The organism is Pseudomonas tremae (assembly GCF_023278125.1).
Taxonomy (GTDB): Bacteria; Pseudomonadota; Gammaproteobacteria; order Pseudomonadales; family Pseudomonadaceae; genus Aquipseudomonas; species Aquipseudomonas tremae.
Map to the genome: position 1 here is coordinate 452,522 of NZ_CP066270.1, position 21,337 is coordinate 473,858.

Annotated in this window: 17 protein-coding genes and 2 pseudogenes; 6 read left to right on the forward strand and 13 right to left on the reverse strand. The window is 55.9% G+C overall.

The window, feature by feature from the left end; genetic code table 11:
* The first annotated feature begins 78 nt into the window (after positions 1 to 78).
* Positions 79 to 747, forward strand: a complete 669-nt coding sequence (locus I9H09_RS01985) for a gamma-glutamylcyclotransferase (RefSeq protein ID WP_122347289.1) — start codon at positions 79 to 81, stop codon at positions 745 to 747.
* Here the strand turns inward: I9H09_RS01985 and glpT are convergent.
* Positions 733 to 2,106 (reverse strand): glycerol-3-phosphate transporter, encoded by a 1,374-nt coding sequence (gene glpT / locus I9H09_RS01990; protein ID WP_122312655.1) that lies wholly within the window; start codon positions 2,104 to 2,106, stop codon positions 733 to 735. The two genes, I9H09_RS01985 and glpT, sit on opposite strands and share 15 nt — an antisense overlap.
* A gap of 274 nt (positions 2,107 to 2,380) precedes the next feature.
* Here glpT and I9H09_RS01995 point away from each other — a divergent pair.
* Positions 2,381 to 3,019 (forward strand): annotated as a pseudogene (locus tag I9H09_RS01995) (energy transducer TonB).
* Positions 3,016 to 3,639: an energy transducer TonB gene (locus I9H09_RS02000; RefSeq protein ID WP_122312654.1), complete on the forward strand. Its 624-nt coding sequence runs from the start codon at positions 3,016 to 3,018 to the stop codon at positions 3,637 to 3,639. The pseudogene I9H09_RS01995 and the gene I9H09_RS02000 overlap by 4 nt, the downstream one beginning before the upstream one ends.
* Positions 3,640 to 3,908: 269 nt before the next feature.
* Here the strand turns inward: I9H09_RS02000 and I9H09_RS02005 are convergent, their stop codons facing one another.
* From I9H09_RS02005 to rpsU, 8 genes and pseudogenes are all read right to left on the reverse strand, one after another.
* The gene (locus I9H09_RS02005) at positions 3,909 to 5,813 is read right to left on the reverse strand and encodes an S-type pyocin domain-containing protein (RefSeq protein WP_236502515.1); all 1,905 of its coding nucleotides are present in this window, start codon (positions 5,811 to 5,813) and stop codon (positions 3,909 to 3,911) included.
* 229 nt (positions 5,814 to 6,042) lie between these two features.
* Positions 6,043 to 6,516: a DUF6392 family protein gene (locus I9H09_RS02010; protein WP_060412455.1), complete on the reverse strand. Its 474-nt coding sequence runs from the start codon at positions 6,514 to 6,516 to the stop codon at positions 6,043 to 6,045.
* Entirely contained in the window at positions 6,513 to 7,835 is a 1,323-nt protein-coding gene (locus tag I9H09_RS02015) for a hypothetical protein (protein WP_248972593.1), read from the reverse strand. Before I9H09_RS02015 ends, I9H09_RS02010 begins: the two co-directional genes overlap by 4 nt.
* A protein-coding gene (locus I9H09_RS02020) for an IS3 family transposase (protein ID WP_122346372.1) occupies positions 7,777 to 8,939 on the reverse strand; the annotation gives its coding sequence in 2 pieces (ribosomal slippage) (positions 7,777 to 8,684 and positions 8,684 to 8,939; 1,164 coding nt in all). The genes I9H09_RS02015 and I9H09_RS02020 overlap by 59 nt, the downstream gene beginning before the upstream one ends.
* Positions 8,940 to 9,034: 95 nt before the next feature.
* Positions 9,035 to 9,346: pseudogene (locus I9H09_RS02025) on the reverse strand (PAS domain S-box protein); the annotation flags it as partial.
* Between the two features lie 277 nt (positions 9,347 to 9,623).
* Complete coding sequence (rpoD, locus tag I9H09_RS02030; RefSeq protein ID WP_005896584.1) at positions 9,624 to 11,471, reverse strand: RNA polymerase sigma factor RpoD; 1,848 nt, start codon at positions 11,469 to 11,471, stop codon at positions 9,624 to 9,626.
* 67 nt (positions 11,472 to 11,538) lie between these two features.
* Positions 11,539 to 13,494: a DNA primase gene (gene dnaG, locus I9H09_RS02035; RefSeq protein ID WP_122346691.1), complete on the reverse strand. Its 1,956-nt coding sequence runs from the start codon at positions 13,492 to 13,494 to the stop codon at positions 11,539 to 11,541.
* Positions 13,495 to 13,962: 468 nt separating this feature from the next.
* The gene (gene rpsU / locus I9H09_RS02040) at positions 13,963 to 14,178 is read right to left on the reverse strand and encodes a 30S ribosomal protein S21 (RefSeq protein WP_002551877.1); all 216 of its coding nucleotides are present in this window, start codon (positions 14,176 to 14,178) and stop codon (positions 13,963 to 13,965) included.
* Between the two features lie 197 nt (positions 14,179 to 14,375).
* Here rpsU and tsaD point away from each other — a divergent pair, with 197 nt between their 5' ends.
* Positions 14,376 to 15,401 carry a tRNA (adenosine(37)-N6)-threonylcarbamoyltransferase complex transferase subunit TsaD gene (tsaD, locus tag I9H09_RS02045; protein WP_122312083.1) on the forward strand — a complete coding sequence of 342 codons (1,026 nt, stop codon included), beginning with the start codon at positions 14,376 to 14,378 and terminating at the stop codon, positions 15,399 to 15,401.
* A gap of 33 nt (positions 15,402 to 15,434) precedes the next feature.
* Here tsaD and plsY read toward each other — a convergent pair whose 3' ends face one another.
* Positions 15,435 to 16,004: a glycerol-3-phosphate 1-O-acyltransferase PlsY gene (gene plsY, locus I9H09_RS02050; protein ID WP_183130737.1), complete on the reverse strand. Its 570-nt coding sequence runs from the start codon at positions 16,002 to 16,004 to the stop codon at positions 15,435 to 15,437.
* 74 nt (positions 16,005 to 16,078) lie between these two features.
* Between plsY and folB the strand changes: the two genes are divergently transcribed.
* Together folB and folK are read left to right on the forward strand one after the other, a co-directional pair.
* The gene (gene folB / locus I9H09_RS02055) at positions 16,079 to 16,432 is read left to right on the forward strand and encodes a dihydroneopterin aldolase (protein ID WP_024669225.1); all 354 of its coding nucleotides are present in this window, start codon (positions 16,079 to 16,081) and stop codon (positions 16,430 to 16,432) included.
* Complete coding sequence (gene folK, locus I9H09_RS02060) at positions 16,423 to 16,947, forward strand: 2-amino-4-hydroxy-6-hydroxymethyldihydropteridine diphosphokinase (RefSeq protein WP_024669226.1); 525 nt, start codon at positions 16,423 to 16,425, stop codon at positions 16,945 to 16,947. Before folB ends, folK begins: the two co-directional genes overlap by 10 nt.
* Positions 16,948 to 17,119: 172 nt before the next feature.
* Here the strand turns inward: folK and I9H09_RS02065 are convergent, their stop codons facing one another.
* The 3 genes from I9H09_RS02065 to I9H09_RS02075 all read right to left on the reverse strand — a co-directional run bounded on the left by I9H09_RS02065 (position 17,120) and on the right by I9H09_RS02075 (position 21,278).
* Positions 17,120 to 18,349 (reverse strand): multifunctional CCA addition/repair protein, encoded by a 1,230-nt coding sequence (locus tag I9H09_RS02065; RefSeq protein WP_122346690.1) that lies wholly within the window; start codon positions 18,347 to 18,349, stop codon positions 17,120 to 17,122.
* Positions 18,350 to 18,447: 98 nt separating this feature from the next.
* On the reverse strand, positions 18,448 to 20,010 hold the full coding sequence (locus I9H09_RS02070) for a SpoVR family protein (protein WP_005896606.1): 1,563 nt from the start codon (positions 20,008 to 20,010) through the stop codon (positions 18,448 to 18,450).
* Complete coding sequence (locus tag I9H09_RS02075; RefSeq protein WP_024689686.1) at positions 20,007 to 21,278, reverse strand: YeaH/YhbH family protein; 1,272 nt, start codon at positions 21,276 to 21,278, stop codon at positions 20,007 to 20,009. The genes I9H09_RS02070 and I9H09_RS02075 overlap by 4 nt, the downstream gene beginning before the upstream one ends.
* Positions 21,279 to 21,337 lie beyond the last annotated feature (59 nt).

Below are 21,337 nucleotides of genomic sequence, written 5' to 3' on the forward strand. Positions count from 1 at the left end.
GATACCTTGATGCCGCTCACCCACGAGCGATTCAGCGGGGCTCGGTAAAGACTGACAGTCAGCCTGTCAGGGAGGCAAATGGAGAATCCACTCAACGAATTGGCCGCTGCGGTACACGACGGCCTTGGCCTGACGTACCCGCCCGTTATAGATATGGGCCCTCAGCTTACTCGCGAGCAACTGCTCGCATCCATGAGCGCCACCATGCGCAGCCACAAGGGTGGCCCGGTCTGGCTGTTCGCTTACGGCTCGCTCATCTGGCGCCCCGAATGCACGGCCTTAGAAAGCCAGCGCGCTCGCGTGCACGGTTATCATCGCGGCCTTTACCTGTGGTCCCATGAGCATCGGGGTACGCCGGAAGCGCCTGGCCTGGTATTCGGGCTGGATCGTGGCGGCTCATGCACCGGTTTCGCTTATCGCTTGCCGGATGAGTGCCTGGAAAAATCGCTGCTGGCCTTGTGGGAGCGCGAGATGCCTTATCCCTCGTATCGACCGCACTGGCTCAACTGCCGTCTTGAAGATGGTCGAAAAGTGCAGGCGTTGGGGTTCGTGCTGGAGCGGCATTTGCCCAGCTACGCGGGCAACCTGCCAGACAGCGTGTTGAGCCAGGTGCTGGCCACCGCCAGCGGGCGTTATGGAACCACCCGCGAATACGTTGAGCAGACTGCCAAGGCCCTGCGTAGCCACGCCATGCCAGACCTGAATCTGGAGGCGCGGCTCAAACGCTGCTGGTCAGAGACTGCCTGACTGGCCCTTGGTTTCGGGTGCGTCTCTGGACGTACTGGCGACCTGCTTGTGCCTCAGGGTCGGCGCGAGGAACACCATCGCCATGATGCATGCGCCGATCAACAGCACGAAGCCGCCATCCCAGCCAAAATGGTCCACGGTGTAGCCCATCGCCGCGCTGGCCGCGACCGAGCCGCCCAAGTAGCCGAACAGTCCAGTAAAGCCAGCCGCTGTGCCTGCTGCCTTCTTCGGCGCCAGTTCCAGCGCCTGCAAGCCGATCAGCATTACCGGGCCGTAGATCAGAAAGCCAATGGACACCAGCGCGATCATGTCGACGGTCGGGTTGCCTTCAGGGTTCAGCCAGTACACCAGCGTAGCGATGGTCACCAGAAACATGAATACCATGCCGGTCAGGCCGCGATTGCCCTTGAAAATCTTGTCGGACATCCAGCCGCACAACAGCGTGCCCGGAATGCCCGCCCACTCGTAGAGGAAGTAAGCCCATGAGGTCTTGTCGACCGTGAAGTGCTTGGCCTCTTTCAGGTAAGTCGGTGCCCAGTCCAGTACGCCGTAGCGCAACAGATAGACGAACACGTTGGCCATCGCGATGTACCACAGGAATTTATTGCGCAGCACGTATTTGACGAAGATTTCCCTGGCGCTGAACTCTTCCTCATGGCTTTCATCGTAGCCTTCCGGGTAGTCGTTCTTGTAATGCTCGATAGGTGGCAGGCCCACGGATTGCGGCGTGTCGCGCATCGTGGCGAAGGCGAAGACTGCGACCAGTAACGCAACAGCCGCCGGCACATAGAACGCCGCATGCCAGTCATTGGTCCAGCCCATGCCGAGCAGGAACAGCGGGCCGATCAGACCGCCACCGACGTTGTGCGCCACGTTCCAAACCGACACCACGCCGCCGCGCTCTTTCTGCGACCACCAGTGGACCATCGTCCGCCCGCTCGGTGGCCAGCCCATGCCCTGTGCCCAGCCATTGATGAACAGCAGCACGAACATGATCGTGACGCTGGACGTTGCCCAGGATGCAAACCCGAAGATGAACATGATCCCGGCAGAGACCAGCAGGCCGAACGGCAGGAAGTAACGAGGGTTGGAGCGGTCCGAAATGATCCCCATAAGGAATTTCGACAGGCCGTAAGCAATTGCGATGGCAGACATCGCCACGCCTAGCTGACCACGCGTATAGCCTTCGTCGATCAGGTACGGCATCGCCAGCGAGAAGTTCTTGCGCAGCAAATAGTAGCCGGCGTAACCGATAAAGATGCCTGCGAAGATCTGCCAGCGCAGGCGGCGATACGTGCTGTCGACCTTTTCTTCGGGAAGGGGTGTCTGGTGCCTGGCGGGACGGAAAAAACCAAACATGGAGATGCTCCTGATTATTGTTTTTCTTGCGAAAGCGAATATTACATTTTCGTTACAGAAAAAAGCAGTGCCTCCCGGCTGATTCTCTGCAGGGATTACGGACGTTTTCCTGTTCTTTTATGAACATTCGGCAAATGTTTGTTTGTGTATCAAGAGTTTGGGATTACTCCTACAGGTCTATCGGAAGTCGCGCGCTGACTGGCCGGCCGACAGCCTTTTACCATCGTCGTCACTGGGCCAACGGGGCGCATCAAGACAATGAGCCCATACAACAATGAGAATTTCCGCGTTCATGATTGCAGCAGCATTGGCCCTGCCTGTCAGCGCAGCCGAGTCATTTCTGGTGCCGATGCACACGCCGACACCGGTTTTTCCCGCCGAGCTGATCAAGACCCGCTACGCCGGCAAGGTTCGGGCGCAACTGTGGATAAAGTCCGACGGCCAGATCCGCGAAGTCAGGGCCATCGAGAGCTGCCACCCGCAGCTCACCGAAGCGGTAGAGCAAACGCTCCGCCAATGGCGCTACAAGCCCTGAATCGGCACCGTCCCGGTGATTTTCGGCTCCCACGGCTATCGGCGTTTCAACACCGAAGTCACCGTCGGCCTCGGCAACATTCGTTGCGGCTACCTCAACCACGAAGTGAAATCCGCCCGCCAGGGCTACCCCAAAGAGCCGCTGAGTAAAGTCAACGTGTTTTCCTATACCGGGCAAGCCTTGTTCGGCAGCCATGTTGCGCACCAGCGCACTGAACCCGAGCGCAAAGCGTTGCTGGAACAACTGGGTGCAGCGATACCGACAGTGGTGAGCAACTACAGGAGCAATCCTGACCACCGGTATGGGGATTATCTGCCAGCACCGGGGAGGGTGTTGATGGCGGGGCTGGCTGAGGGTAGCGAACGAGCCGCGGGCTGAGTGTGATTGTGCTTGCGGGGTTGCTTTGGGCGGGGGCAGCACAGGCGTTGCCGTCGTATCCGGTGCCGTTGTACATGCCGGAGCCGGACTATCCGGTGTCAGTGCGTTATGCCTTGGTAAAAAACAGTGTCACCGTCAGGATTTTCATTCAGGCCGACGGAGGTGTGCGCTTTCTTGAAGTGCGGGGGGCAACTGATCCGAGGTTCATCAGCCTGACCCGAAGTGCTGTTGAACAGTGGACCTTCGAACCCTGGGAGCCACCGGACTCTCATCCCGATGGCGAAGCAGTTACAGTCACGTTTACCTTCACAGGGCGACCGCACAGCAACCCGCCGCTGACATCCAATGCCGAGCTGAAGCAGGAGTTGTGCTGGCAGTTGAATAGGGAAATGTTCGAGTGTCGCAAATGGCGCAAGGACATCAAGCCGGACGTGATAATGCGAACAGAGCTGTACCTGTCGAGCGGTCCGGTCATAGAACAATTTCTCACCCTGGACAAGCGTCAGGCACTGGTTCTTGAACTGCTGGAGGCGGTGCCGAGTATTGTCGCTCAATGTCAAAAGAATCCGACGCGCAGGTATGTTGATTATTTGCCGGAGAATGTGAGGCAGCATCTTTGACTCTGGGGGGCTGAATGAGAGGGAACTTGTAGGGCAGTAATCCTCTTATTGACGATGAAGTTGCATTTGATCAGTATTTCCGCGATAGCTCAATAAGAGTAGGGCCTGCTCGGCTCAATGACGATATTGACGAGCAGGTATAGATTGTGCGGTGCGTAACTCGTACGGTAGCGGCCGGCGACAGTGGTTGGCTCTCGAACACTTTTAAAACTTTATGTCTGGACGTGCTAAGCAAGAGAGGCGACTACGCAGGAAAGTAAATTCCTCAGCTATACTGTAGTTTTTATAATCATCATACTATCCATATTATAAAAATCTTCTTCGTTGTATGAGTTTATAAGGCGTAGAGCGTACGTTGCCGGTTGCGAATTTTGCGATGCCGCTACAGTTGGCGGGTGGCCGTTTTGCATGAGAGACAAGTCTTGCTCGCTCAATTCCATACACAGTTCAGGTGCTGCAGCGATTAGCTTCCATATCGCTTCGCGCAACTGGCTAAAACGTTTAAAGACTTTGCCGCGCAGTTGACCTGCGACCAGAGACGGTACTGGAGAGCTCTGTGCAGTCAGCCAATTACCCGCCGCAGGTTTGCCATCCCCACTTGCTATTCCAGGGTACTCTGAGTTGCTCTTGAATATGGCATACACGGGATCTCTACCTGTGTCTTCAGGAAATACGATGATAACGTCGTTGAAATAGATCTCATCCGCAATTTCAAGTTCCTCCAACACAGGAGTTCTAGACACTGAAAGATAGCCATGACTAACCGTTTCATCTGTGTCAGTTACAGGTCCTATCATTTCTTTTGGTACTGTATCAGTCCCCCATATTATGTGCTTGGCAGCGGAGCCTGGGCAAATACATCGATAAGTTTTTTGTTCACTGTTCCAGACTGCAGGCAGCACTCTGACCTCGGAAGAAATTGATACACCATTGGTAGAGACCACGTAAGCATGAGCAAGCTCCTCTACGTTGGCCAATCCATAATGCAGGCTTCCATGACGCATAGCTGTCATACCTGTTGCTATCCGAAACGGCATAGTGACTACAGCAACGGATTCAGCCAAGTAATGCCAGTCGCGCCCATCAATAGGTATTAGGCTTTCGAGGGGTAAAGTTATAGCAAAGGGATCGCCGCACCCGGGTCTTTCAAAGTCGAAAGTTACAACACTTGCCTTAAGGCTGGCGTGAGATGAAGCTCTCTCCCAAGCCATCCCCGCTACCGCAGACTGAACGGCATTATCTAGGCCATAAATTGGTCGTGTATAAGTAGAGAACTTTGACGGGTCTAACGTCAAAATACGAGGTGTGTTATCGGCCTCAACAATGTTGGCAAAGTAGGTATGAACTTTGGTTGTAGGTCCTGAGTGTGTCGCCTTGGCGATACGAAGCTGCTGTTTTTCGACAGTTCTGAATACTTCTTGGGCTTGGGTGTGTAGCTCAGCATGACGTTGTTCGAGTCGTGCTAGCTCCGCCATGTGTCGATCGCTCCCCTCGCGTATTCTTTGGTGAGCGGCAATCCAAATATCTTGGCTAGCTTGCTTTTGACCTGAGGAGAGTGCAGCGATGCGGAGTGCGAATGAGACGTCAGATTTGAGTCGACTATGTTCGGAAAAAGAGCGAATGACCTTGTCTCTGAGGACTTCTAGGGAAGACAAGATTTCGCCTACGTCGAGGAAATCTTTTAAAGTGAACTGTTCGGATTTTTCGATCAAAAAGTTTGTAGAGCAGTTTTTTAGTAACCTCTCGAAGTGATCCAATGCTTCCTGAGTTAATATCAGGGTTTCGTTAACTCTTGAGATGATCTTTTGAGATTTTACTTCTGCTTGTAGAGCTTTTTTTATTGCATGATCTTGAGCGTTAAAACTTGTTGTTCGCGAAGCATGAGACAGTGCTTCAGGTAGAATGTCATCTTTGAAGGCTGTTTTGCCCTGCTGGTAATATGCTGTTATAATATGCGAAATAACGCGATCTATGCCACTGTAGAATGTATTTCCAAAGTCATCGGCCTTTGGGTAGAATAGCAAGTCTGCTCCCTCTGAAAGGTCAACTATTTCGTCGAAGTGTCTAATCATTTTATCGTGTTGCGCTTTGTCAGTTCTTACAGTCCATATCTGGCTCAATAACGTTGAGAATTCCTGTTGGGTGTAGTCCTTGAGTGCTTGCTTTAATTCCATTTTTCAAAATCCTTAGTAGAATATAGTTTGCGCTAAATAGCAATTTCCAGGGTTTAATTTTTTCCATTGATGTTCTGAATGTGATGTCAGTGGTTGCAGTTTTAATGAGGTGTGTTTGGTTTTTAAATGATCTGCCGCATGTCATACGGCCGTAGGCGCTTTTTTGGCCTCTGATATCATTATATTTACAGTCGCTGTTAGTTTGTAATTACATTCAGCGACTTTTAAATCAACGACCTTTGTCTATGAGTGAGAAAACTATGGCATTCACATCCATCGACTCAAGGTACTGAATCTGAAGTCTGGTATTTGGGTAGGTTTCAGGGCTCAAGGAGTAGTATTCCCAACCCCCTGTAATTCCCATCGGCTCGGGTAGTTTCACCGGTCCGGAAGACTCCAGAGGTTCGCCTAAAAGCGCTCTAACGGTTGTTTGATGCGTTAGTTGACGGTAGGGTGCAGGTAGCTCTCCGGTATAGGCAACAGTAGAGGGCGTCGATTTCAGAAGCGTAATGCAAATTGATTCCAATCGTTCCGTTTCTGCCCAGAAGCTCATTGAAAGCCCAAGCTGGGGCTCTAAATATAGTTCATCTATGCCAGGGAATAACTCAATCAAACCATCGTCGTGAACCAAGGACTTTGATACGAGTTCTCCATAGGTTCTCCCTAAATTGCTAATCCAGGTTTCAATCATCAGTGCGCTCATTGGTACCACCCTTGCTCAATGTTCAATCTGTGAAGTTTGTCTCGAGCAACTTCAATTTCAGTTTCTAAAAAACCGTCTTCTAGTAAACCTGGCTTGATCGCATCCAGGTTACTATTGACCGCAGCTCTTAAGTCCGACGAATCGAGGGCCTGTTTCGCCCGAGTGTTTCTTCCCCCATACGTCTCGCTGTATCTCTGATGAACTCTGGCAGGTATTGCAATGCTCGGAGCCCTTTGTAACACGTCGAATAAGAAACGGAAGTCGGCCTTGTCTGGAAATGTGTCCAGAATATACTTTTTAAGTGCCTGCCTTGAAACAATATGATCAATGTCCAATCCGTCTAGTCGGCTACGTCCGCTCAAGTCGTTATACGGCCCAACCTCAAGGGGATCAACCGGCGGCCCGGCAAAAACCAGACCCGGCGAAGGCAAGTCATCCTCGTTACCATAGCCCGGAATATCGTGAATCATATCCTGCGGGTCAACGGCCGGATGTGCTGCGATTTTGGGTTTGACGGGTTCAGTTGTTTCGCCGGGATACAAGCTCGGTATGTGTGATGCTGCTGGTAATTCGGTAGAGCCAATGTCTCGGTTTCCGGGTGGGATCAGTGGAGTCCACGTCTGGCTTGCGCTTGAAGCAGGCCAAGCCGAGAGATTTGAGATTGCGCGGCTTACGCCATGAGAGCTGTTTGGCCGTGTGATTCTCAGTGTGTCCAGGTCGTAAATTGCATTGCCGTCGTTGGCTGCATTGCCATAACGCAGTTCAAACTCTCGTCTTTCGGCTGCCCAAGCGGCTTTCGGCGCATAAGGGGCGTATCCTCGCCTCATACGCGTTTGGTTAATTTCGTCAAAGGCATTGCCGAGGATTACATCTCGTGCGATAGCTTTCCAGAAAGCTTTTTCAAACGTGTCCTGCGACTTAAATCCACGCTCACGCAGTACGTCGCCCAATTGCGTCGGTATCGCTACACCGTGTTCGTGGGCGATATTTTCCCACCAGCCCGCAGCAGCGGGCTGACCATTACCTTTTACTACCCCCGAGCCGAGCGGTTCATTGAGGAAGGTAAAATACTGAGGCGACCAGCCCAGCGCGAGTGGAAAAAAGACGATGCAATCGTTGATACGAGCGTCGACCCCATCAGGGACGTTAAATACCTGCTGAGTATTGGTCATCATCAGAGGTGATTTAGCGTGAGTGCTGACGACATTGGTCAGAGGTGCTGGTGCAGGCGCATTGAATATCAGTTGTTTAGTGTAGTGGTCAACTGATCCCGGACACGACGTTAAGTTTTTTCTCGTACTGAGCGGGTGCCAGTCCATTATTGAACTGGTGTGGCCGAACCCAGTTGTAGCGATGCATCAGATAATGACTGATATCCCGCTGTGCCTCTTGGGCCGTCATGTAGCCCACGGCGGGTATCCACTCGGTTTTCAAGCTGCGGAATACACGCTCCATCGGCGAGTTGTCGTAGCAATTACCTCGGCGACTCATGCTCTGGCGCATGCGGTATCGCCAAAGCCGCTGGCGAAACTGTCGGCTCCCATATTGGGAGCCCTGATCTGAGTGAAACAGCAGGCCCTGAGGCTTGCCGCGTTGCTCATAAGCCATGTCCAGCGCCTTGATGACCAAGTCCGTGTCCGGTTTGTTTGAAAACGCCCAGCCCACCACCCGACGCGCATAAAGATCCATAACCACCGCCAGGTAATGCCATTTTCCTTGCGCCCAGATGTAGGTGATGTCGCCACACCAAACCTGATTGGGCGCGGGTACATCGAACTGCCGATTCAAAATGTTCGGAATGTCAGGCCTCTCCACTGTTGCTTTTTTATAAGCATGAGAGCCAGGTTGCTTGCTGATTAATCCCAGTTCCCGCATCAGGCCACGTACCTTGAACCGGCCAATTTGCTCGCCATCTTCCTGCAATACCGAAACGATACTGCGGCTGCCAGCAGCGCTTCGACTTTGCCCGAACAGCTCATTGACTCGACTGAGTAAACGAACCCGCTCGGTGTCTGGAGCCCGACGCCGCTGGCAATGGTCGTAGTAGCACGAGCGAGGTGTCTCGAACATCTCGCACAGCAATTCGATCGGCTCATGGGCACCTAGCTGATCGATCAGCGCAAGCGCTCGTGTTCTTCCGACATCAAGAGCGCGGTAGCCTTTTTTAAAATGGATTTCTCCCGCTCAAGACGAGCGATGCGCGCTTCCAGCTCCTGAATTTTCTGCTGCTCGGGCGTCAGGGCTTTGCTCTGAGGCGTCACGCCATTGCGCTCCTGCTGGAGCTGGCTAACCCAGCGACGCAGCGCAGACTCGACCACTCCAAGCGAGCGAGAAGCTTCGACATGGCTATAACCTTGATCGAGCACGAGGCCTGCGGCCTCACGTTTGAATTCAGCGGAGAAGGTACGGCGTTGCTTGGTCATCAGACACCTCTATATCTGGCGATATTCTCGCCTAAATGAGTGTCCGGAATCATTAGACCACTACAAATGAGTGTCCGGAATCATTAGACCACTACAATGAGCCCTGAAAAGGTTTCGCCGTTATGGCGACGGAAGGGGATCTCAAGATTGTGGATATCGCCGGTTTGCAGTTGCTGAAGAATCTTCGGCCCCATCCCGGGCACCGCCCATAGGTCCAGCTCGGTGGGGGTTTTGCCGATCACGTCATCTATGGCAAGCCCCGTCTGTTCGACGAACGCCTCGTTGGCATCCATGATGTGCCCATCAATGAGGCTGGCTATGATCATTGCGTCCGGGCATTGGGCGAAGACCGTCGCAAACCTGCCTTCTGACAGACGCAGGGCTTCCCGGTCGCTAATGTCGATCATTGGTCCACGCATAAGTGGTTCACTTCCGTGTCTGATCATTACTGAGATGTTGTGGCGCGGCCTTGGGCCAGGTGTCGAACCAGTGCCTGCCCCGAAAGCGCTGTATCCGGGTAGATACATAGTTGTAGGTCAATTCGCCGAGGCCTGCAATTAGACCGATGGCTGACAGCGCGTAATGTCGACCAGGTTACATATCGGTCAGTCTGGAGGGGATTCTGGTTCGCCAGAAACGCAAAACCCCCGGCAGGCCGGGGGGGTTGGTGACGCGCTGGTGCGATTACTCGTCGAGGAACGAGCGCAGATGCTCGCTTCGGGTCGGGTGACGCAGTTTGCGCAGTGCCTTGGCTTCGATCTGACGAATCCGCTCGCGGGTCACGTCAAACTGCTTACCGACCTCTTCAAGCGTGTGGTCGGTATTCATATCGATGCCGAAACGCATACGCAGAACCTTGGCTTCACGGGCGGTGAGGCCCGACAGCACTTCGCGTGTCGCTTCTTTCAGGCTTTCAACAGTGGCGACATCGATTGGCGACTGCATGGTCGAGTCTTCGATGAAGTCACCCAGGTGCGAATCTTCGTCGTCACCGATCGGGGTTTCCATGGAGATCGGCTCTTTGGCGATCTTCAGTACCTTGCGAATTTTGTCCTCAGGCATTTCCATGCGTTCGCCCAGCTCTTCCGGAGTCGGTTCACGACCCATTTCCTGCAGCATCTGGCGGGAAATACGGTTGAGCTTGTTGATCGTCTCGATCATGTGCACCGGAATACGAATGGTGCGTGCCTGGTCGGCAATCGAGCGAGTGATCGCCTGACGGATCCACCATGTGGCATACGTCGAGAACTTGTAACCACGACGGTATTCGAACTTGTCCACAGCCTTCATCAAGCCGATGTTGCCTTCCTGGATCAGATCGAGGAATTGCAGGCCACGGTTGGTGTACTTCTTGGCGATGGAGATCACCAGACGCAAGTTCGCTTCAACCATCTCTTTCTTCGCGCGGCGGGCCTTGGCCTCACCGATCGACATGCGACGATTGATGTCCTTGATCTCGGCGATTTTCAGGCCGGTCTCTTCTTCCAGTGCAGACAGCTTCTGCTGGCAACGCTGGATATCAGGTTGCAGACGAGCGATGGCTTCGGCGTACTTGCTCTTGCCTTTGGCCAGTGCGTCAGTCCAGCTTTCGTCAACTTCGTTGCCCGGGAACTGGCGCAGGAAGTCGGCGCGCGGCATACGTGCATCACGTACACACAGCTGCATGATGGCGCGTTCCTGGGCACGAAGGCGCTCAAGGGCACCACGCACACGCTCTACCAGACCTTCAAACTGTTTTGGAACCAGTTTGATCGGCATGAACAGTTCGGCAAGTGCAACCATTTCGGCAATGGCGTGCTTGTCGTCGCGGCCAAGCTTCTTCAGTGCCTTGCGGGTGATTTCCATCTGATCGGAAACCGCACCGAAGCGCTGCTGGGCGATGACCGGATCAGGGCCGCTCTCGACCTCGTCTTCTTCATCGCTGGCGTCTGCCGACTCTTCCTCTTCGTCGTCACCTTCTGCCTTGGCGGCTTTGGGGTCGACGGGCGGAGGCACTTCGGCAGGCGGCGCAATGCCGTCGTCCGGGTCGATATAACCGCTCAATACATCGGAGAGGCGACCGCCTTCGCTGGTGACACGTGTGTACTCGGAAAGAATATGGTCAACCGTGCCAGGGAAGTGCGCGATTGCGCCCATCACTTCACGGATGCCTTCTTCGATACGTTTGGCGATTTCGATTTCGCCTTCACGGGTCAGAAGCTCAACGGTGCCCATTTCACGCATGTACATACGAACGGGATCGGTGGTGCGCCCGATGTCGGTTTCGACCGCTGCCAATGCTGCGGCCGCTTCTTCAGCGGCTGCCTCATCGGTATCGGCGTCGGCCAGCATCAAGGCGTCCGCATCCGGAGCACTCTCGTGTACCGGGATCCCCATGTCGTTGATCATGCGGATGATGTCTTCCACCTGCTCGGGATCTGAAATATCCTCGGGCAAGTGGTCGTTGACCTCTGCGTAAGTCAGATACTTCTGCTCACGACCCAGGGTGATCAACTCTTTGATACGAGATTGCTGTTGCGCTTTTCCGGACATAACACCCTATCCACTGAAGGTCTTGGCGGGCAAAAAACAAGCCGAGGATTATACCCGAGCTATGACCTCACGCGCCAGTTGAGGTCGGGTTTTGTGCAGAATCATTACGACTGAGCAGCTTTACAAGCTGCGCTTTCTCTTCGGCCGTCAGGCCGGTGTCACGATCTTTTCTGATCAATTGATCAATATTTCGCGAACGTTGGTCCGCCGATAGCTTAGTTATAGTGTCGAAAAACTGTTGTTCAAGGTTATCGGCCTCAATCAGCCACTCCTTTTCGGCCAGGGCACGCAACAAGCGGCCCTGCTCGGTCCCATGCCATCGTGCTATCAACTGTAACGACCGCAGGTTGGGATTCTTTTGCCTCGCTTCGATGAGCGCGACAAGTAATTGTGCGATTGACTGGTCTTCTGCCGCGAAATGGCTGGCATTTTCGACCTTTTCGGCGAGTTCCGGGTGATGCAGCAGTGTCCGCAAGGCGGCCTGCATCGGCGGCTCGACCGCTGTGGGGACGCGTGGCGTGCGCGGTTCGAAGTCCTGGCGCTTGCCTTTTTTGCCCCAGGGCTTGTTGTCCCATTTTTTTTGATTTGGGCCGCCGGTTTTCTTCGCCGTCCATTCCTGCGGCTGTTCGTAGCCGCCCTGTGGCTGATAGTCGGCGAAGTCAGGCATCGCATCGTAATCGACATACGGGTTGTAGCTTGGCGGCGCATCAGCGGGTACGCTTTGCACCAGCTGGCTGACGGCCTCGCCAGTGAGCCCGGTTATTTCGGTCAGGCGCTGACGCATCAGAATACGCAGGTTGGCGCCTGGCACTTTATCGATCAATGGTGCTGCGAGCGTGGCCATGTGCGCTTTGCCCTCAAGCGAGCGCGGGTCGGATTCTTTGGTCAGTTGCTCGAAAAAATAGTCGGCCAGCGGCTGGGCATGTTGATTGATGCGCGCCTTGAACGCGTCGGTGCCTTCGGAGCGCACCAGTGTGTCCGGGTCTTCGCCTTCAGGCAGGAACAGAAAGCGCGCTCGCCGACCGTCCTGAAGGTTCGACAGGGTGGCCTCAAGCGCTCGCCATGCTGCGTTGCGCCCGGCCTGATCGCCGTCGAAACAGAACAAGACGTTGGGCACGACTCTGAACAAGCGTTTCAGATGCTCTTCGCTGGTGGCGGTGCCCAGCGTGGCCACGGCATTGCGCAAGCCTTGCTGGGCCAGGGCGATCACGTCCATGTAGCCTTCAACGACAATGATTTCATCGAGGTTGCGATTGAATTTGCGCGCTTCGAACAGCCCGTAGAGCTCCTGGCCCTTGTGGAAAACAGGTGTTTCCGGGGAGTTCAGGTACTTGGGTTTGTCATCACCCAGCACGCGCCCGCCAAAGGCGATGACCCGGCCTCGGGAGTCGCGGATCGGAAACATGACCCGGTCGCGGAAGCGGTCATAACGTTTGCCGGTTTCGGCGTTCTCGATCAGCAGGCCTGCGTCGATCATGACCTTTTGCTGTAACGAATCGCTGCTCAGGTGCTTGTAAAGGTTGTCCCAGCCAGGCGGCGCGAAGCCCAGGCCGAAATCCCGGGCTATTTCACCGGAAAGGCCACGGCCCTTGAGGTAATCCACCGCTGCCTTGCGCGATGGATGGCTTTTCAGGGCTTGACGATAGAACTCTGCGGCAGCGGTCAGCAGCGGGTAAAGCGGAGAATCGGTCGGCTGACGGGGCTTCTGACCCTTGACGCCCTGTTCGCGGGGCACTTCCATGCCGGCGGCTTTGGCGAGGTCTTCGACAGCCTGGGGGAAATCCAGGTTGTCGTGGTCCATGATGAAGCCGAGTGCGTTGCCGCCTGCGCCGCAGCCAAAGCAGTAGTAAAACTGTTTGTCCGGACTGACGCTGAAAGAGGGTGTCTTCTCTTTGTGGAAAGGGCAGCACGCGCTGTAGTTCTTGCCGGATTTCTTGAGCTGCACGCGCGAACTGACAACATCGACAATGTCGGTGCGGTTCAGAAGGTCGTCGATAAAGCTCTGGGGGATCAGCCCGGCCATGGCGTTCTCGTCATTCAAGCGTGTTGCAGAAGTATCGGGAGACTCTACGAGCGTTCCGTCAGCCTGTCAGCCGTCTTTTTGCATTGAAAAGGCAACAAGCGGGCACGTCTTTGCATCCGAAGGTCGGTGCTGTGTTCTTGAATAAAGGGGGCAAGTGATTGTGCAGACAGGTCATCGAGCCAAAGGCTTGAATGCGCATTCCAGTTGCCTGAAACGACGCTGCCTTGGCTGAGCTTCTTGCGAAGTCATCAAGGCATACTCGTCTTGTCATTGGTCGATCTGCTGCCCGAGTGGGCGTGACCAATGCTGCCTGTGAACAGGCTGGACGTGCTTGACTGGATGTATGGGTCGCATCGGCGGCCTGGACAGTTCAATCAATCTAGCTAACGCAAAACAGCAAAGCTTTAACTGCCGACAGCCCGGCTGTGTGGCCGGGCAAGGCAGAAGCTTGCGACGAAAGTCTGTAAATTAATACAGACGAACGGCGCGGCGCTGTTCGCGCTGGACTTTCTTGGCGTGGCGTTTGACAGCAGCTGCTGCCTTGCGCTTACGCTCCGAAGTCGGCTTCTCGTAAAATTCGCGGCTACGAACTTCAGCCAGAACACCGGCTTTTTCGCAGGAGCGCTTGAAACGACGCAGAGCTACGTCGAAGGGTTCGTTCTCTTTAACTTTGACGGCTGGCATCCAGAGCTACCTTCATTCATTACCGGGGTCAACGCTTAGTGCAAACACTGCACAAAAGTACGTCGGTTTTTAAGGGTTGCGGATGTTAACCCCTCATTGAGAGGAATGCAAAGCCTCTGATCGAAAACCGCTGGTCGGCACCTCGGGTGGCGACTATTATGCGCGCCTTCAAACCTGCCCCCAACAAGGCGCAACCCATGCTAGTACTGGGATTAGAAACCTCCTGCGACGAAACCGGAGTCGCGTTATATGACAGCGAACGCGGTTTGCTGGCAGACGCATTATTCAGTCAAATCGACCTGCACCGCGCTTACGGCGGGGTAGTGCCGGAGCTTGCCTCGCGTGATCACGTCAAGCGCATGCTGCCCCTGATTCGCCAGACACTGGCCGAAGCCGACTGTGTTGCCACGGATATCGACGCTATTGCATACACCGCCGGTCCTGGCCTGGTGGGTGCGTTGCTGGTCGGTGCGTCGTGCGCTCAGGCGCTGGCATTTGCGTGGGATATTCCCGCGCTGGGTGTGCACCACATGGAGGGCCATTTGCTGGCTCCGATGCTGGAAGAGAACCCGCCGCAGTTTCCGTTCGTCGCTCTGCTGGTGTCCGGTGGTCATACCCAGCTGGTGCGTGTCGACGGCATCGGCCAGTACGAGCTGCTGGGCGAGACGCTGGATGATGCCGCAGGCGAAGCGTTCGACAAGACCGCGAAGATGATGGGCATGCAGTATCCCGGTGGCCCGGAGATCTCGAAGGCGGCCATGCACGGTGTGCCGGGGCGTTTTGTCTTCCCCAGGCCGATGACTGATCGCCCGGGGTTGGAATTTAGCTTCAGCGGGTTGAAAACCTCTGCGCTCAATACCTGGCAGCAGCGCCAGAGTGCTGGAGACGACAGTGAGCAAACCCGCTGCGACATCGCGCTGGCCTTCCAGCAGGCGGTGGTGGAGACTTTGACCATCAAGTGCAAGCGCGCGCTCAAGCAGACCGGGCTCAAGAGCCTGGTCATCGCTGGCGGCGTCAGTGCCAACAAGGCGCTGCGGGTTTCGCTGGAGAGCATGCTTGGCGACCTGCGTGGGCATGTTTATTACGCCCGGCCGGAATTCTGCACTGACAACGGCGCGATGATCGCCTTTGCCGGCTGCCAGCGTCTGCAGGCAGGGCAAAAGGAAGATTTGAGCATCAGTGTGCAGGCGCGCTGGCCTATGGAGCAGTTGTCGGGAATCTGAACGTGCGTGAGGGTGGCGTTTTTGCACTGTCGCTCAGAAATGCCGTTCGCGCCCGGCGAGCAGGTCGCGTAGATTGCCGCGATGGCGCCAGACGATGAGCAGGGTCAGCACGCTCATTGGCAGCAAGGCGTGAGGTTCCTGCCAGGCCAGTAACGGCAGCGTCAGGGGCGTGGCGATCAGCGCCGCAAGCGAGCTGGTTCGGGTCAGGTAGAAGGTCAGCAGCCAGGCGACTATCGCCAGTGCTGCTGCCGGTGGATATAGCCCGAGCAATACGCCAGCAGCAGTTGCGACGCCTTTTCCGCCGCGAAACCTGAAGTACAGCGGGAACAGGTGGCCGAGCACGGCGCAGACGCCGAGCCAGCCTTGTTGCGATGGATCAAGGCCCCAGGCGCCGGCGAGCAGTACCGGAACTATGCCCTTGCAGAGGTCGCCGAGCAGAGTAAGGATGGCCAGTTTCTTTCCGGCCAGACGCAACATGTTGGTGGCGCCGGCATTGCCGGAACCGCTGGCGCGCGGGTCCGGGCTGCCACTGAGACGGCTGAGCAGGATGGCAAAGGACAGTGAGCCGAGCAGGTAGGCGAAAGTCGCCAGTAACCAAAACATGCTAACCATTCCGGGCGAGGATGCCCTGATTCTAACGGCGCATCGCGCCCTTGTCGTGCAGTGGAGAGTAGTGCTTGGACAGAGTTTTCATTGAGGGCCTTGAGGTCGATACCGTCATCGGCGCGTATGACTGGGAGCGCGGCATTCGTCAGTGCCTGCGTCTGGACCTCGTTTTTGCCTGGGACAATCGCCCTGCCGCTGCGGGTGACGACCTGAGCAAGGCGCTCGACTACGCCAGTGTTTCAGCACGCATTCAGGCGTTTGCCGAGCAGGCACAGTTTCAACTGGTCGAGACCTTCGCCGAACGTCTGGCTGAAGTGCTGATGAGCGAATTCAATATCCCCTGGCTGCGTCTGAAAGTGACCAAGCCGGGCGCCGTTGCTGCCGCCTCCGGCGTCGGCGTGGAGATCGAGCGCGGATGTCGCTGACCCGGATTTTCCTCGGTCTGGGGAGCAACATCGAGCGTGAGCGGCACCTGCAGGCGGGGCTTGAGGCGCTGGATGGTTTTTTGACCGACATGACTTGCTCTCCGGTGTTCGAGAGCCATGCAGTGGGCATCAAGAGTGGGCCATTCTTCAATCTGGTGGTTTCGGCGCTGACCGAGCTGCCGCTGACCGAGCTCGACCGCCGCCTGAAGTTCATCGAGGCGGACAACGGTCGATATGCGCCTGATCGTGTGGGCCTGCCGCTGGATATCGACGTGCTGCTGTACGGCGAACAGGTTGGCAATTTCGACGGGCTGATACTGCCGAGGGCTGAGATCCTCAAGAACGCCTTCGTTTTGCGCCCACTTGCATTGATTGCCCCCGAACGTGAGCATCCGGGAGTGGGTGTCTCGTTTGGCAAATTATGGGCTGATGCGCAGATAGATCAGCAGCTCTGGCCTGTTGCGTTTGAGTGGCGTGGTGTGGGGCTGACGCCTGAAGGTTTGCTGCGTAGCTGAGGTTGCTTGGGGTTCAGGGAAGACGCTTCTCGTGCGATGCAGGTAGTGAGGCTTCGTCGTCCATTAGGGGCTGAAGATCGGGCGCGGAGCGTCCAGGGCTGCGCTACCACGCTGGAGCGTGGAAGCGATAGACAGACGTTCAGCGCTGGGAGCGATAAGGTGAGCGAGTCAGTCAGGCGGCATGCTCGGCCTTGTAGATTTTCAGTGCCTTCAAGCGCTCGTTCTTCAGTGCATCACCCAGTTCCTTGCCTTTGAGGCCCTGTTCCAGCAGTGGCTGTACTGAAACCGTGCGTGCAGCCTCGGCTGCGCCGCGTAGGTAGTCGGCCTGTGGGTAACTGCGTTGCTCGAAGCCCTGACGGCCTCGTGCGTCCATTTCGCAGGCGGCAATGAATTCCTCGAATCGCTGCGGGCGGCGATAGACGTCGAAGCTGTGCAGCAGGTCCAGCAAGGTCGAGGGTTTCAGTTCCAGCGCGCGGTGCCCATGAGTGTGGTACTGGCCAACCAGCAGCGCCAGTTCCTGACAGTCCTTGGGTACCCGAAAACGTTCGCTGACTGCTTTTATCGGACGCAGGCCGGTGTGCTCGTGGGCAATATGGCGGGGCCACTCGGATTCGGGCGTCAAGCCTTTGCCCAAGTCGTGCAGCAGGCAGGCCCAGCGTACGTTCAGCGGATGCTGATGACGGGCAGACTGCTCAAGCACGCTCAGTACATGCACGCCGGTGTCTATTTCCGGATGGTGCGCAGCCGGCTGCGGAACGCCGAACAGCGCTTCGACCTCCGGCATCAATTCTCCGAGCGCACCGCAGTCGTGCAGTACCTGGATGAATACCTGGGGCTGTTCTTCCATCAGCGCGCGCGAGATTTCTTTCCAGCTTCGCTCGGCGGTCAGGGCCTTGAGTTCGCCTGACTCACTAAGCTGCCGCATGAGGTCCATCGTTTCGGGGGCGATGCTGAAACCGTAGCCGGCATAACGCGCGGCGAATCGGGCGACGCGCAGAACTCTGAGCGGATCTTCAGCGAAAGCGGGCGAAACGTGACGCAAGATACGCGCTTCCAGGTCTCGCTGGCCATTGTAGGGGTCGGTCAGATTGCCGTCCTTGTCCTCGGCCATCGCATTGATGGTCAGGTCGCGACGGATCAGGTCTTGCTCGAGCGTGACCTCTGGGCTTGCGTGAAAAACAAAGCCGCCATAACCCACGCCGCTTTTGCGCTCGGTGCGCGCGAGCGCATATTCCTCGTTGGTCAGCGGGTGCAGGAACACCGGGAAGTCTGTGCCGACCGGGCGATAGCCCTTGACCAGCATTTCCTCGGTACTCGCGCCCACCACTACCCAATCGATGTCCGTGACGGGTTGCCCCAGCAGGCGGTCGCGTACTGCACCGCCAACTTTATAAATCTGCATAAAAAACCTCCGTAAGCGCGACAGGATAAACCCTGTGTCGCACTCGCGGAGGCCAAACCGATGGCATGGCGGATAATTAATCGTTACCGCTTGCCAGCCTAGAGGTGTACGACCGCCAAATCACGCCGGGGAAACTCACTGTCGGCGTTTTCGCTTCTTGGCGGTACATGGTGTGTCTTGACGACTTCGTCGTCTTGAACCGTCTCCAGATGGATGTCGAAACCCCATAACCGATGCAAGTGCTTCAGCACTTCGTCCGTCGAGTCGCCCAGCGGTTTGCGGTTGTGCTGCTGGTGGCGCAGGGTCAGCGAGCGATCGCCGCGTCGATCAATGCTGTAGATCTGTATGTTGGGCTCACGGTTGCCGAGGTTGTACTGGGCGGCGAGGATTTCGCGGATTGTCCGGTAGCCGTTTTCATCGTGAATGGCAGGCACGACCAAGTCTTCTTTCTGATCGTCGTCCATGATGCTGAATAGCTTGAGGTCACGAATGACCTTCGGCGACAGGTATTGGAGGATGAAACTCTCATCCTTGAAGCTGCTCATTGCGAACTTGATCGCCGTCAGCCAGTCGGTTCCGGCGATTTCCGGAAACCACTGGCGGTCCTCATCCGTGGGGTGCTCGCACATCCGTCGGATGTCCTGATACATCGCGAAACCCAGAGTGTATGGGTTGATGCCGCTGTAGTAAGGGCTGTCGAAGCCAGGCTGGTAGATCACACTGGTGTGTGACTGCAGGAACTCCATCATGAAGCCGTCAGTGACAAGGCCTTCGTCGTACAGGTCGTTCATCAACGTGTAGTGCCAGAAGGTCGCCCAGCCTTCATTCATCACTTGGGTCTGGCGTTGCGGATAGAAGTATTGAGCAATCTTGCGCACGATCCGCACCACTTCACGCTGCCAGGGCTCCAGCAACGGCGCGTGCTTCTCGATGAAGTAAAGAATGTTTTCCTGCGGTTCGGCAGGGAAGCGGGCATTGTCTTCCTTGCTACTTTTGTCGGCGTTCTTCGGAATGGTGCGCCAAAGATCGTTGATCTGCCGTTGCAGATGTTCTTCACGATCTTTCTGTCGACGCCGCTCTTCTTCGGCAGAAATCGGGTACGGACGCTTGTAGCGGTCCACCCCGTAGTTCATAAGTGCATGGCAGGAGTCGAGCAGGTCTTCCACGGCATCGATCCCGTGGCGTTCTTCGCACTGCATGATGTACTGCTTGGCGAACACCAGATAATCAATAATCGAACTGGCGTCGGTCCAGGTACGGAACAGGTAATTGCCTTTGAAAAAGCTGTTGTGCCCATAGCAGGCGTGAGCGACGACCAGCGCCTGCATGCAGATGGTGTTCTCTTCCATCAGATAGGCGATGCAAGGGTCCGAGTTGATCACGATCTCGTAGGCCAGCCCCATCTGGCCCCGCGAGTAGGATTTTTCGGTGCTGAGGAAGTGTTTGCCGTAGGACCAGTGGTGATAGCCAAGTGGCATACCCACCGAGGCATAGGCGTCCATCATTTGCTCGGCGGTAATCACCTCGATCTGATTGGGATAGGTATCCAGGGCGTACCGCTCGGCAATTCTGCCGATTTCCCGGTCGTAGGCCCGGATCAGTTCGAACGTCCACTCTGACCCGATGGAGAGGGGTTGGCGTTTCTGCTCTCTGGCGCTCATGACACTAACCTTCGCTGGAAGAGTTCGCGGAATACCGGATAGATATCGCCGGCAGAGACCAGCTGCTGCTGGGCGAACGTATCGGCGAACTCGTCACTGATACGCTCGTATTCGTACCACAAGGCCTGATGTTCACGCGGCGTGATTTCCACGTACGTGTAGTACTGCACGAAGGGCATGATCTGCTTGGTCAGGATCTCGCGGCAGATGGGAGAGTCGTCGTTCCAGTTGTCGCCGTCCGAAGCCTGGGCTGCGTAAATGTTCCAGTCACTGGCCGGGTAGCGCGCAGCCATGATTTCCTGCATCAGTTTCAGAGCGCTTGAAACGATGGTGCCGCCTGTTTCCCGGGAGTAAAAAAACTCTTCTTCGTCCACTTCGCGGGCACTGGTGTGATGACGAATGAAAACGACGTCGATTTTGTCGTAATTACGCTTGAGGAACAGGTACAGCAGGATGAAGAACCGTTTGGCGATGTCTTTGGTGGCTTGGGTCATGGAGCCGGAAACGTCCATCAGGCAGAACATGACGGCCTTGGAACTTGGGTTGGGCTGTTTGACCAGCAGGTTGTATTTGAGGTCGAACGTGTCCAGGTAAGGCACGCGACGAATGCGCGCCTTGAGTTTCTCGATATCGGTTTCCAGCAACTGAATGTCGCCGAAATTGTCTGGCTCCTCGCGTTTCAAGCGCTCAAGTTCGCTGGTCGCTTCGCGGAGTTTTGCCCGGCTGCTGCCTGACAGTGCGATGCGTCGTGCGTGGGCCGAGCGCAGTGTGCGGATGATGTTGATGCGCGACGGATTGCCTTCGTTACTGATCCCGGCCCTTACCGTCTTGAACGTGTCTGTGCCGGTCAGGTTGCGTTTGACCAGATTGGGCAGCTCGAGGTCTTCGAACATGAACTCGAGAAACTCTTCCTGAGTGATCTGAAACGAAAACTCGTCCATGCCTTCGCCGGAGTTACCTGCCTTGCCTGGCCCTTTGCCTCCGCCGCCACCTTGCGGGCGGGCGATATGTTCGCCGGTGGTGAATTCCTTGTTGCCAGGGTGAACGACCGTCTGCTTGCCGCCACGACCGTGGTGCAGCACCGGCTCGTCGATGTCGCGCCCGGGAATACTGATCTGCTCGCCGTGTTCCATGTCCGTGATGGAGCGCCGGCTGACCGCTTCCTCGACCGCCTTCTTGATATGGTCACGGTAACGACGGAGAAACCTCTGCCGGTTTACCGTGCTCTTGTTCTTGCCGTTGAGACGTCGGTCGATTACATAGCTCATAGGCCCCTCCGGGGAGCTTCAAGTTTTAAGCTTCAAGCTGCAGGCGAGTGCTTTGTCAG